The organism is Streptomyces sp. NPDC051913 (assembly GCF_044593635.1).
In the GTDB taxonomy this organism is placed as follows: Bacteria; Actinomycetota; Actinomycetes; order Streptomycetales; family Streptomycetaceae; genus Streptomyces.
Window position 1 is genome coordinate 14,456 of record NZ_JBIUCI010000014.1, and the last position, 12,399, is coordinate 26,854.

Here is a 12,399-nt window from a genome sequence, read left to right on the forward strand (position 1 = left end):
AGAACTTGTACGCCCGGCAAGAAGGGCCACAGCCGTCAGCGGAGCGTCTTCGCCCCACTTCTGCGAGAGCGGATCAGACGGGGGCGTTCGTGGGCTGGCCGGCGAGGGCGGTGAGCCGCAGCTTGGTCTCGTCCTCGCTGCCCCGCAGGGCGGTCATGATCACGATTTTGAGGTCGAAGTCGCCGTCGGTCAGGACGTCGCAGTCCACGGTGACAGGGCCCACAGCAGGATGGTTGATCGTCTTCTGGTCTTCGCGGTGTGCGGCTACGCCGCCGGTCGCCCACAACTCGGCGAACCTCGCGTTGGCGCTCAGTTCACGGACCAGAGCGGCGAGGCGTTCGTCCTGGGGGTAGCGGCCGGTGGCGCGGCGCAGGTCGCAGACGACGGCGGCGTCGGTGGCCTCCCGGTCCGCCTCGGTCACGGGCCACCGTGCGAGGTGGGCGGGTCCGTCGTCCAGGGGGAACCTGTCGCGGGCGAAGTTGCGCAGTCGCGCTGGTGAGGCGGAGGGGTCGCCGACGAGGCCGGCCCATCCGTGGTTCCACCACACCAGCTGCCAGTCCGCCGCGAAGACGGCGACGGCGATGTCCCCGAGCCGGGTGAGTACGCGTTGCACGCCGGGTGTCAGGTGGTCGGATATCGTGCCGTTCGCCGGAGGAGCGAGGCGCGCCAGACGGTACAGGTGGTCGCGTTCAGCCGTGGACAGCTGGAGAGCGCGTGCCAGGGATGCGACCACTGCCGCCGAGGGCGTCGTGGCCCGACCCTGTTCCAGGCGCACGATGTAGTCGACCGACACCCCTGCCAGGTCGGCCAGTTCCTCACGCCGCAGCCCGAGCGCCCGGCGTCCGTGGGACACCGGCAGCGCGGCGGCCGACGGCGGCAGCCGGTTGCGCCATGTGCGGATCATCGCAGCCAGTCCGGTCCCAGAGCTTGTCGGCATGGCCCCATTCTCCCGCGCCGCGGGCCCCGGGTGAGGGTGCCAAGGTGGTACGGCTCTTCCTACCGTCGAGGCGTCTCTGTTGCCCGTGCCTCATCAGAAGCATCATCGAAGGCATGACGATCACCTTCATCACCGGAGCGAACAAGGGGCTCGGCCGCGAGACCGCCCGCCGCCTGATCGAGGCCGGCCACACCGTCCTCCTCGGCGCCCGTGACCGTGCGCAGGGCGAGGAAGCCGCCGCCGCACTCGGCGCCCGTCATGTCCTTATCGACGTCACCGACGACGCGTCTGTGACCGCTGCGGCCGCGGACGTCGCCGCACACGAGGGCAGGATCGATGTCCTGATCAACAACGCCGGCGTCCACGGACCCGCCGGCGACCCCAGCGACCTCACCGCCGCCGACGCCCACGCCGTCCTCGACGTCAACCTCATCGGTGTCATCCGCACCACCACCGCCTTCCTGCCGCTACTGCGCAGCTCGGACGATCCCGTGATCGTCAACGTCAGCAGCGGCATGGGTTCTCTCGCCCTCACCCACGACCCCTCCCGACCCGAGTCGCATGCCATAGCCCCCCTGTACACCGCATCGAAGGCGGCGCTGACGATGCTGACCACCCAGTACGCCAAGTCGCTCAAGGACATCCGCATCAACGCCGCCGACCCGGGCTACACCGCGACCGACCTCAACGGCCACAGCGGTCCCCAGACCGTCACCGAAGGCACGGACGCGATCGTCACCCTCGCCACCGAAGGACCCGGCGCCGGCACCGGACGCTTCCTCTCCCGCCACGGCGACATCGCCTGGTCGTGACCACCCGCGGCCGACTGCGATCCGCCCACGTCCCACCGGCCCGCACAGAGCGCGACTGGATCTTCCCCGCGCTCATTGCGGAACCAGGCCCCGAAGTCGGCCCACCGGTGGGCGGCCGGTGCCGCAATTCCTGCTGAGCAACCGAGTGGTCGTTGGGCCCCGGGCGGCCACTCTGAAGCCCCCCACCACGCCAGACGACCCAAGTGCCGGCGAAGTCGGCCCAGGCGGCAGAACGGGCACGGGCCCACGTGAGCATGGAGTTGTCTACGCTCCGTGATCCGAAGGACAGCCGCGCCCGGGCTGTCGTCCTGCTGGCTCGAACCCTCTGGAACCAGTTCACCGAACTCCTACCCACACGGCCGGAGTTCGCCGTGGGGCGCTCCCCGCACCATCGGCCGACGGTTCAAGGAGTGGCCCGGCGAGGCATTTCCGAGGCCGTCCACGCCATCGCGCTCCAGGCGCACGACCGCATGATCGGCCTGGGGCAGTGAGGTATCCGTCGGGACTACGACAACAACAACTCCCTTACATTGCTACGGGAGTCGGGCCTCACCGCTGAGATCGCCAGCAAGGGCGTACCCGCCCCGATCCAGGCTGGAAAGCGGCGGACCGTGGATCGGACGCACTCGTGGATGAACGGCTACGGCGAGCCGCCGGCGCTGTACCGAAGGAACGACGCGGTCTCGCCACGACTGTCCTCGCGTTCCGCATACCCATCCGACGCTCGACGAGCCGCTACGGCCGGGACGGCTGCCCCACCACCCGGCACCCCAAGTGATCCACACGCTGGCCGTTCTTAATCGAGTGCGAGAGTGCCGATACGGGTGATACAAGGTCCGCGTGACTGATCCTCTCTCCTTCCCCACCCTGTTGCGGATGATTGACGAGCGTTCCGCCGCGTTCCGCGCCGCCGTCGCCGCGGCCCCCAGCCTCGACGCCGACGTCCCTTCCTGCCCAGGCTGGACGCTGTACGACCTGGCGAACCACCTCAGCGAGGGGGACCGCTTCTGGGCCTACATCGTGCTGAACACCGCGCCGGGCGACGAGCGGCCGAGCAAGGACGGGCTGATGGCGCCCAGGGAGCGCGAGGCACTCATAACCTGGCTGGCCGACTCGACGGAGCAGCTGCTCACCGCTCTGCGCGTGGCTGGCCCGGACCGGGGCTGCTGGGCCTGGTGGGAGCCGCTGGCCTCGCCGCACACGGTGGCCGCCGTGGCCCGCCGCCGCGTCCCGGAATCGCTGATCCACACCTACGACGCCCAACTGGCCTCCGGTACGCCGCAGGAGCTGCCGACGACCGAGGCGACCGACGCCATCGAGGAGTTCCTCGCCACCGTCTGCACCGGCACGGTCCCATGGCCGGGCGAGCCCGCCGCCATGGACTACCACGCAGCCGAGGCCGGCTCCTGGCGCCAGACAGTGGACGCCGCCGGTTCCCGCTTCACCCGCCTCACCGCTGCGGAGGCCGCCGAGAGCAAGCCCACCGCCGCCATCCACGGCACGGCAAGCGAGATGGCCCTCCTCATGTACATGCGCATCCCAGCCGCCTCGCTGCGGATCGAGGGCGACGCCGACCTGCTCCAGCAACTGCAGGACTGGGGATGAGGCCGACCGGCAGATGGATCTCTTGAGGCGTCGGGTGGCGGAGGTGCAAGTCCACGCCGAGTAGCCGGAATTGTGGATCAGCGCGAGCACGGTGTACTCGAAGACGGCCCGGTCCGGAACCCGTCGCCCTGGCAGCCCAGCGGATGGCTCCAGGCGTATCCGGTCTGCACGGCAGCAGAGCGCCGAGGTCGTCCCACAGTGGTTGCGAAGGGCATGCTGGGACCGTAGACGCGAGCTCGCCGGGTAGTGATCACCGAGCGTCAGGAACTCCATGATCACTCAGGCTCGTGCCTGCCTCGGGTTCGGGCCCGCCTGGGCCGCCCTACCCACCATGCTCCGAAGTCCCGCCCCCGCCTCCTGCCCCGCCTGGTCCTCGTTCCCGAAGTGGGGTGGTCAGGTCAGGACGGCTTCGGCGGCCAGCCGGAGATTTCTGATCATCGGGTTCGGGTCGCCCTTGCGGCTGACCAGGACGACCTGGCTGGGTGGAGCGTCCTCGATCGGGACGGTGACGAGGTTGGGACGCAGTGAGCTGCGCCGATCGCCGACCGGTAGGACGGCGATCGCTCGGCCACTTGCCACGAGTTCGAGTTTGTCCTCGTAGCTTTCGACCGGCGGCAGGTCAGCCCCGAGGAGTCGGTAGGAAGTCCAGTCCGTGGTCTTGAACGCGCACGGCGCCGGCGTCTCGCCGGCCAGTTCATGCGCGGTCACCGACGCGCGATCGGCCCAGGGATGGTTGAGGGGGACCGCGAGCATCCGGGGTTCCTCGTACAACGGGGTGGCGAACACGTCGTCGGGGACGAACGGCAGCGGAGCCCGCGCGATCAGGGCATCGACGCGCCTGTCAGGCAGCGCCCCGACGTCGCGGCAACTCAGGTACCGGGTGGTGATCTCGGCGTCCGGGTGACGGTGGCGCAGTTCTCGTACGGCGGCGGTGATCACCAGGTCCTCGACGTAGCCGATGGTGATTCGTTCGCTCTGGGCTGCTTCACGCACGGCCAGTTCGGCCTGGCGGGCGGCCTGCAGCAGGGCATGGGCTTGGGGGAGGAATGTCTGACCAGCCGGGGTGAGCCGGGTGCCCTGGGGCGTGCGGTCCAGCAATCGTGTGCCGAGGTACTTCTCGAGCCGCTGGATCTGGCGGCTCAGCGCCGGCTGGGCCACGTGCAGATCAGCGGCGGCCCGGCCGAAGTGCTGGTGCGCCGCCACCACGGTGAAGTAGCGCACCAGCCGCAGTTCCAGGTCCTGTCCGAGATCGTTCACCCTTGCAGCGTACGTGTCATGCCGTTTCGGAATGGCGAGGTTGCCGAACCGGTCTTGGACGTCCATGCCGTCCTGGATCTTGACTGAAGGAGCAACGTCTCCCCGAGAAAGCGACAGGCGCGATGAAGGCGATCCAGTTCCACGAAGCAGGCGGGCCGGAAGTTCTGCGGTACGAGGAGGTGCCGGTTCCTGAGATCGGCCCGGGCGAGGTGCTCGTCCGGGTGCACGCGGCGGGCATCAACCCGCCGGACTGGTACCTGCGTGAGGGGATGAAGGTCATGCCGGCCGAGATGAGGCCGGTGCTGGAGTTCCCCCTGATCCCCGGAACGGACATGTCGGGGGTGGTGCAGGCGGTCGCTCCGGACGTGCGCGGGTTCGCCGTCGGTGACGAGGTCTTCGGCATGCTGCGGTTCCCCGGCTTCAACGGCCGGACGTACGCCGAGTACGTGGCCGCGCCTGCTTCGGACCTGGCCCACAAGCCGGCCGGTATCGACCACGTACAGGCGGCCGGTGCGCCGATGGCGCTGCTGACGGCCTGGCAGTACCTGATTGATCTCGGCCATGATGTGCCGTCGCCTTTCACCGGCCAGGCGCACCAGCCGGTGCCGATCACGCCAGGGATGACCGTGCTGGTCAACGGGGCGGCTGGTGGAGTGGGTCACTTCGCGGTGCAGTTGGCGAGATGGAAGGGGGCACACGTCATCGCGGTGGCTTCCAGCCGGCACGAGCAGTTCCTGCGCAAGCTCGGCGCCGATGAGTTCATCGACTACACCACGACGAGGGCCGCGGACGTGGTCAGCGGCGTCGACCTGGTGATCGACACAGTCGGTGGCCCGGGCAGTTCACGCTTCCTGACCGTGCTCAAGCGCGGAGGCACCATGCTTCCGGTGTTCTTCGCCCAGTACGATCCGGAAGAGACGGCGCGTCTTGGCATCACCGTCTCGAACATTCAGGTGCGTTCCAACGGCCCCCAGCTCGCCGAGATCGGGCGCCTGTTCGACGAGGGCAAGCTCCAGGTCGGAGTGGACAGCATCTTCCCGCTTTCCGAAGCGGGCAGCGCACACATGCGAGCCGCGCAGGGCCACATCCAGGGCAAGATCGTGCTGACGGTGGCCTCGTGATCGCCGAGGACAGAGGGCTCGGCCCGGTCGCCGGACGCACAGCGCGACCGGACCGCCGCCGTGAGACGGCGGCCGAAGGAGCCGGTAGGCCTTGTCAGTTGGGAGGGGAGAGCAGCACGATGCCGGTTTCGGCAACCACCGCGATGTGCTCACCGACCGTGGCCGTGCTCCAGACGTCGAAGGGAAGGTTGAGGGGTGGGCGTACCGGGGTCATGGTCCGTGTGTCGAAGAGATGGAGGCCCGCTTTGCCATGGACGGCGAGGAGCGCCCGGCCGTCCGTGGACCTGAGCGGGCACACCGGCCGCTCGAAATCCCCGGCGACCGCAGGGCCGATCCGGGTGGCGGTGGTCGGATCCCACACCTGAAGGCTCTCACCGCTCTCACCGCTCTCACTCAGTACGGCTGCCACTTCCCGTCCGTCGACGAGTCGGAAGGCCGCCAGGTCCGACACTTCCTCACCGGTGTGCTGTGTGGCCAGGCAAATGCCGGTGTCGGGGTCCCACACCTTCAGAGAGCCTTTACGGGTGCTGCTGAGAAGCCGGGGCGCGGAGTGGGGGCCGGTCCAGGAGCACAGCGCGTCCACCGGTTGCTTGGCGCCTTGATGACGGGGCCCGCCGGTGGCCCCCCATGGACGGCCAGATCCCGCTCTCGGGCTTCCAGGGCCAGGCGGTGTGCTGCCGGGCCCTTCTTCCAGGCCGCGCTGCCGACGGGGAACGGCACGTCGATCGAGTGCCTGGAGGCGAGGCCGTGCTCGTTGCCGTCCTGGGCGGCGAAGGCGACACGTGCGCCCCGGGCGTTGATTTGCTCCCGCCGCTGCAGCGACTTGGCCCATGCCGCCGCGGCGGCCAGGGGCACGTCGGGAGCCACAGCCCCATGGGCAGCCATGGCCACTACTTGCGGCTGCGGGCACCCGCCCGTTGGCTGGGACGGTCGGCAAAGCGGCCTCAGCGTCGGTGGGAGTCCTCGGACGGATGGCGCGGAGACTGTTTGCGTACGGTGCGCCAGCGCGACCGGGTCTGCTCGACGATGCTGTCCCACTGGCGTCGGACCTCGTCCTGGGAGGGGCGCCGGCCCTGCCGGATCCGGACGAGTTCGTCTCGTACCTCCCGCCCCAGTGCCGACGACAGGACGAGGACGAGCATGGCACCGAAGAGGACCGAGGCCATCCCGAAGACCGAGCCGGCCGCACCGTAGCGCGAGGCGTAGGAATTGAAGAGGCGCGGCAGATAGACGGCCGCGAGCACCGAATAGGCCGAGGTCAAGGCGGCCGCGCAGAGGGCGAACGGGAGCAGGGCCGCAGCGGTGAGCCGCTTGGCGGAGAGGAGCCGGCCGCTGAAGGTGAGGAAGGCGGTGGTGACGGGTACCTCGCACACCGCGGCCGCCAGCCCCAGGCGCCCCCCGCCCAGGACCACGTAGAGCCACCCGATCACCGCGGTGTAGAAGCTGAGAGCGCAGATCCACCACAGCCCATTGCGTGTGTTGCGCACCCCGAGCGGCTTCAGTTCCCAGGTCTGCTCGAACAACCTCTGCATGGTCCGGGAGAAGCTCAGCACCGAGATCGCCAGAAACACGGTCCCGAAGACTCCGACGCCGGCACTCGCGGCGTCCGCGGAGAACACCGCCCGCACGGCCTCAGCGCCTTCACCGGTGAGGCCGTAGCGGTTGATGATCCGGTCTGCGGTCTCACCGCCGAAGACGGCGCCGCTCAGCACCGCCAGCGGGATCAGCGCGGTCAGTGCACCGGAGGCCAGCGCCATCGAGCGGTCGAAACCCGCGATCTTCTGGAACCGGTTGACGACACGCAGCACAAACGAAGGACGCAGCCAGAACGTCAGCGTTCTGATGAGCCGCTCACGGTTGAGTCCCGACGTCCTGCCCTCCGCCGATCCAGGGTCATATATGGCGAAGCGAGCCTAAAGGAGCTTCGGGCCCAAAGCGCGGGGCGACACGGGAACGGGACGGGGCAGCACCGGCAGCCACGTGCGTGCCGGGCGTGCGCCAGGCCGGGGGAGTCCGGCCGGCGGCGCACCATTTCTTCAGCGCGGCACTGATGCCGGCCCCACGACCATGACCACGGCGACGCCCAGCACCGCCCGCGTCCTGGGGGGCATTCGTCGAGCACGGCTACGACTGATCCGGCTCACACTGATGCGCACGGCACCGCGTACGCCGTGGGCGGGGGAAAACCCTTTCGGAACTGTCGGTGGCGGCTGTTAGCTTCTGTGGGCTCGTGTGATCCACGAGGATCAAACACCCACAGGGGAGGGCCAGTTGAAGCTGTCCAGGAAGACCGGCAGGCACAGAGCCGCGGTGGTGGGAGCGTTGGCAGGTGCGCTGCTGGCGAGCCTCGTCGGCACGGCGCACGCCGTGGACAACCTGCCGCCCAAGCAGCCGCTCGTCGAGGATCTCCAGTCGGGCAGTAGGCCTTGCGCGACGGGGGACGACACCGTGTACGTCCCGACTTCGCCCAGGCTGAGCGCCGTACTGTACGACCCGGAGGAGGACAACCAGCCCTCCGAATCCAGTCCGCTCTCCGGTGAGTTCGAGGCATGGTGGACGGACGCGGACGGCACGGCCCAGCGCCGCTCCTACACCACCATCACCTTGTCCTCGGGCATGCGCCAGTACTGGACGATGCCGGGCGATCTTCCCGCGAACACCCCCATCTCCTGGCACGTGCGCGCCAACGACGGCCTCGCCACCTCTCCTTGGAGCGATGAGGGCGACGGCTCGGTCTGCTCGTTCATCTACGACGACACGAACCCTGAGAAGCCCACGATCAGCTCCACCGAATACCCCACTCCCGACGAGGTGTTCTGGGTGGACGGCGTGGGTGTCTACGGCCACTTCACCGTCGACTCGCCCTCCGACGACGTCGTGTCGTACACCTACAGCTTCCTCGGCGGCCCCAACGGAACCGTGACCGCCGAACCTCACGGCGCCGCCGTGACCATCCCCTACCTGCCGCTCACCGCCGGGCCCAAGTACCTCACGGTCCGCGCCATCGACCGGTCCGGCCGCGGCAGCACCCAGGCCCGGTACGACTTCAACGTGCAGTCCGGCCGGGCGCCCGCGGCCCGCTGGAAGCTGGACGACCCGGTCGGATCCCGTTCGGCCGCCGCAGAGCCGGGTACCCCCGCCCGCGCCGGCAGCGGCGCCACCTTCGGCGGCCCGGCGCCCACCGGCACTGCCATCGCCGGCACCGTCGCCCTGGACGGCAGCGGACACGGCTTCCTCACCCCGGACGCCCCGGTCGCCGACCTCCGCGAGACGTTCGCCGTCAGCGCCTGGGTACGGCCCGCCGAGACCGGCCGCACCATGACCGTCGCCAGCCAGGACACGGACAAAGGACCCGGGTTCACCCTCGGGCTGCACGCGAAGGACTCCGGCCCCGTGTGGTCCTTCGCCATAGGAGGGGCGCGCGTGTCCGGCGGCGCCCCGGAGACCGGCGAGTGGGCCCACCTGCTGGGGCAGTACGACGCCGAGACCGGAAAGGCCCACCTGTACGTCAACGGCCACGAGGTGACGGACGCGGTGGCGGCGACGCCCGCCGAGGCCGCCGGCGCCTTCCAGATCGGACGTACGCGCGGCACCACGGGCTACCGCGACCGCTGGCACGGTGACGTCGGCGACGTACGGGTCCATGACCGCGTCGTCGTACCGGGCGAGGTGAGCGAACTGGCCTGGCGCAAGCCGACGTTGCTCGGTCACTGGTCGCTGTCGAACGCCACGGACGGCGCCAGCCCCGAGCAGTCGGGCGGATCGCCGCTGCACCTCGCCGGCGGCGCCTCGATCTACCACGGCTCGGACAACTCCTGCATCCCGGAGATCGACCCGGACTGCACCTATGTGCCGCCGCCACTGGTCGGTGACGGCCACCTGTCCCTGGACGGCGACGGTGACTACGCCACCGCCGTAGGGCCCGTCGTGGACACGGGCGACAGCTTCACCGTCGGTGCCGTCGTCCGCCTCGCCGACACCGCCCCCGCCCACCCGATGACCGTGCTCTCCCAGGCCGGCCAGCACACCGACGCCTTCAAGGTGCGCTACGACCCGCCCACCTACAGCTGGCAGCTGGTGATGCCCGAACGGGACGAGGCCGGCGCGCCCGAGAAGGTCGTCTCCCACATCACGGGGGCCGACGGCGGCGAGGGCCAAGGGCACCGGCTCACCGTGGTCTACGACGACGCCACCGACACCATCAAGCTCTACCTCGACGGATACACCAACGCCACGGCCACCGCCGACCTTCCCGACGGCTGGCACAGCTCTGGTGCCCTGCAGATCGGCAGGGGCACGGTCGGCGACGGATGGGGCGAGTACCTGCACGGCGACGTGGACGAGGTGCAGGCCTACGCGGGTGCGCTGCGGGACGATGACGTCTTGAGCCTGGGTTGGGAGACAAACCCCTGCCTGTGCTGACGCACGCACAGTGACCCGAACGACCCCGTTGTCAGGGCGGTGGGCTGGAACCAGGTGCCGGCCGACCGCCCTCATCGCGTGATGAAGCCCGCCCAGCCGGCCCAGCCCGCCCAGCCTTGCAACGCGGGGGCCAAGACCGGGTGGGGGGCCGCGTCACGTCGCTTTCGTCCCCGGAGGATGCGGTGAGCCGTCGGGCGGTGAAGACGGATTCAAGGACTTCTCGCCCTCGCTGGTACGGCCAGCCGGTGGTGACGGTGCCGGCCAGGCGCAGTACGTCGAACGCGGAAGCGCGCAGGTTCGCAGAATCTCGGCCCCTCGGAAACTGGAACACGCGCGTTGGCCGGTGTTCCGGGCGGTATCGCGCACGGGTTGGGGGCATGCGCCGTCTACGGCCCCAGGTTCCGCTGACCTGCTTCACCGATCGTGGGCTGGGGCTCCCTTCGAGGCCGCTGATAGATTCCTGGGGTGAGCGAGCAACTGCCCAGTGGCGGCACCGAACTGTCACCCGGCGAGATCGAGGCCCTCGACGCCAGGTGGTCCTCATGCTGGACCCCGAGTGAGGTCGCGCAGCGCCTGGCCGGGGTCGGCACACCCTGGTACGTAGCCGCGGGCTGGGCGCTGGACCTGTTCCGCGGCAGGCAGACGCGCGCTCATGGGGACATCGAAATCGGGGTTCCGGCCGCGGGCTTTTCCGAGATCCGCCACCGTTTTCCGGGATACGTCTTCGACGCTGTTGGCAGCGGCCGGGTCTGGGAGGTCGCTACACCGGAGGTGTTGGCTGCAGTGCACCAGACATGGGTTCGCGATCCGGGCACCGGAAACTACCTGCTCGACGTATTCCGCGAACCGCATGACGGCGACACCTGGATCTGTCGCCGCGATGAGAAGATCCGGCTGCCCTACAGCGACATCATCCACCACACCCAAGATGGCATCCCGTATCTGGCGCCCGAACTGGTCCTGCTGTTCAAGGCCAAACACGCTCGCCGAAAAGATCGATCAGACTTCGACGCGACCCTCCCTCACATGTCCCCAGCTCAGCGCGAGACCCTGGCCGAGCTACTCGACCTCGTACACCCGAAGCATCCCTGGACTGCGGATCTATAGCTGGCTCCTGTTGCGCTCGCGTCACTGTCGCTGGCTTTCCGAGGACGTCAGTCTGCGCGCATGCGGACATGTGAAAGCCGATCAAGGCGGGGGGCTGAAGCCGGGCCGGACAGCGCCGTCCGGCTCAGCAGATCCGGGGCAGCGCCTTGTCAGGGGGACTTCTGGGACCGCTTCTACGCCGACCGGTCAAGGCCGGTCCCGTTCTTCGTGGCGCAGCTCGATGAGAACCTGGCCGCCTATCTCGACGAGGGGCTGATTGGTCCCGGCCGGGCCCTGGACCTGGGCTGCGGGGCGGGCCGCAATGGTCTCTTCCTCGCCTCGCGCGGTTTCCAGGTGGACGCGGTCGACCTCTCTCCGGTGGCCGTCGCGTGGGGAGAGGACCGGGCTCGCGAGGTCGGCGTCGAGGTCCGCTTCCAGTGCGGTGATGCATTCGCTCTCTCCGCAACCGAGCTGAGCGGCCCGTACGACCTGGTGGTCGACTCAGGATGCTTCCACCACCTGCCGCCGCACCGCCGGGTCAGCTTCCTCAGTCTCCTCGACCGTGTCCTGGCCCCCGGCGGCCATCTCGCCCTGACCAGCTTCGCTGCCGGCGAGGGGGGAACGGGCTCGGAACTCGCCGACGCGGACTTCTACCGTGAGCGCGAACTGCACGGTGGCCTGGCTTACACCCCCGAATCGCTGCGCTGGGTGTTCTCTGACCTGTCAGAGGTCGAACTGCGCCGGATGCGGGAGGAGCCGCCCGAGTCGGCACTCTTCGGAGTGCCGTTCCTGTGGACCGCGTTGTTCCGTCGGGCTGAGCCCGCGGACACATCACGCGATGGTCGCTGCGTTGGCGACCTCGTGTAGGCGCTCGCTCTGGGCACCCTCGTTCCTCAGCCGCCTGCGACCATCGCGACGCGTGTCGCGGTCACGATGCGCCGCCCGCGACCCGGTACCTCCCGCCCGCCGTCGTAGCCGCGTGTGGCGGCGGCGCCATTACGGCAGCCCACACCGACTGCGCATCGATGATCCCCGCAGCGGGCTCGGCCCCTGTTACGACCGGCGTTCCGACCGGACGTTCAGGACCGTGTGAACCTTTCGGCCCGGGATGCCGACTGTGGGGTGCCCAGTTGCGCGGGAAACCGTCGCAGGCTTCGGT

Annotated in this window: 12 protein-coding genes and 1 pseudogene; 8 read left to right on the plus strand and 5 right to left on the minus strand. The window is 69.4% G+C overall.

Annotated elements, in window-relative coordinates; genetic code table 11:
• Positions 1 to 73 precede the first annotated feature (73 nt).
• Positions 74 to 937 (minus strand): helix-turn-helix domain-containing protein, encoded by an 864-nt coding sequence (locus tag ACIHIX_RS34035; protein WP_399963025.1) that lies wholly within the window; start codon positions 935 to 937, stop codon positions 74 to 76.
• Positions 938 to 1,050: 113 nt separating this feature from the next.
• On the opposite strand from ACIHIX_RS34035, the gene ACIHIX_RS34040 reads away from it, so the two are divergent.
• From ACIHIX_RS34040 to ACIHIX_RS34055, 4 genes and pseudogenes are all read left to right on the plus strand, one after another.
• A complete protein-coding gene (locus ACIHIX_RS34040) occupies positions 1,051 to 1,749 on the plus strand; it encodes an SDR family NAD(P)-dependent oxidoreductase (RefSeq protein ID WP_399963027.1) in 699 nt (232 codons plus the stop codon).
• Positions 1,750 to 2,009: 260 nt separating this feature from the next.
• On the plus strand, positions 2,010 to 2,240 hold the full coding sequence (locus tag ACIHIX_RS34045) for a hypothetical protein (protein WP_399963028.1): 231 nt from the start codon (positions 2,010 to 2,012) through the stop codon (positions 2,238 to 2,240).
• 9 nt (positions 2,241 to 2,249) lie between these two features.
• Positions 2,250 to 2,399, plus strand: a pseudogene (locus tag ACIHIX_RS34050) (IS5/IS1182 family transposase); the annotation flags it as partial.
• 190 nt (positions 2,400 to 2,589) lie between these two features.
• Positions 2,590 to 3,354: a maleylpyruvate isomerase family mycothiol-dependent enzyme gene (locus tag ACIHIX_RS34055; RefSeq protein ID WP_399963030.1), complete on the plus strand. Its 765-nt coding sequence runs from the start codon at positions 2,590 to 2,592 to the stop codon at positions 3,352 to 3,354.
• A gap of 393 nt (positions 3,355 to 3,747) precedes the next feature.
• Here ACIHIX_RS34055 and ACIHIX_RS34060 read toward each other — a convergent pair whose 3' ends face one another.
• Positions 3,748 to 4,611, minus strand: a complete 864-nt coding sequence (locus ACIHIX_RS34060; protein WP_399963033.1) for a LysR family transcriptional regulator — start codon at positions 4,609 to 4,611, stop codon at positions 3,748 to 3,750.
• A gap of 122 nt (positions 4,612 to 4,733) precedes the next feature.
• On the opposite strand from ACIHIX_RS34060, the gene ACIHIX_RS34065 reads away from it, so the two are divergent.
• On the plus strand, positions 4,734 to 5,732 hold the full coding sequence (locus tag ACIHIX_RS34065) for an NADP-dependent oxidoreductase (RefSeq protein ID WP_399963035.1): 999 nt from the start codon (positions 4,734 to 4,736) through the stop codon (positions 5,730 to 5,732).
• 94 nt (positions 5,733 to 5,826) lie between these two features.
• Here the strand turns inward: ACIHIX_RS34065 and ACIHIX_RS34070 are convergent, their stop codons facing one another.
• From ACIHIX_RS34070 to ACIHIX_RS34080, 3 genes are all read right to left on the minus strand, one after another.
• Positions 5,827 to 6,141 carry a hypothetical protein gene (locus tag ACIHIX_RS34070; RefSeq protein WP_399963037.1) on the minus strand — a complete coding sequence of 105 codons (315 nt, stop codon included), beginning with the start codon at positions 6,139 to 6,141 and terminating at the stop codon, positions 5,827 to 5,829.
• A gap of 98 nt (positions 6,142 to 6,239) precedes the next feature.
• Complete coding sequence (locus ACIHIX_RS34075; protein ID WP_399963038.1) at positions 6,240 to 6,617, minus strand: hypothetical protein; 378 nt, start codon at positions 6,615 to 6,617, stop codon at positions 6,240 to 6,242.
• Positions 6,618 to 6,676: 59 nt separating this feature from the next.
• Positions 6,677 to 7,540 (minus strand): hypothetical protein, encoded by an 864-nt coding sequence (locus tag ACIHIX_RS34080; protein ID WP_399963040.1) that lies wholly within the window; start codon positions 7,538 to 7,540, stop codon positions 6,677 to 6,679.
• Positions 7,541 to 8,042: 502 nt separating this feature from the next.
• Between ACIHIX_RS34080 and ACIHIX_RS34085 the strand changes: the two genes are divergently transcribed.
• The 3 genes from ACIHIX_RS34085 to ACIHIX_RS34095 all read left to right on the plus strand — a co-directional run bounded on the left by ACIHIX_RS34085 (position 8,043) and on the right by ACIHIX_RS34095 (position 12,107).
• Complete coding sequence (locus ACIHIX_RS34085) at positions 8,043 to 10,154, plus strand: LamG-like jellyroll fold domain-containing protein (RefSeq protein ID WP_399963442.1); 2,112 nt, start codon at positions 8,043 to 8,045, stop codon at positions 10,152 to 10,154.
• Between the two features lie 465 nt (positions 10,155 to 10,619).
• Positions 10,620 to 11,261, plus strand: coding sequence for a nucleotidyltransferase domain-containing protein (locus ACIHIX_RS34090; RefSeq protein WP_399963042.1), 642 nt, complete (start codon positions 10,620 to 10,622; stop codon positions 11,259 to 11,261).
• A gap of 60 nt (positions 11,262 to 11,321) precedes the next feature.
• Positions 11,322 to 12,107: a class I SAM-dependent methyltransferase gene (locus ACIHIX_RS34095; protein WP_399963044.1), complete on the plus strand. Its 786-nt coding sequence runs from the start codon at positions 11,322 to 11,324 to the stop codon at positions 12,105 to 12,107.
• The last annotated feature ends 292 nt before the right edge of the window (positions 12,108 to 12,399 follow it).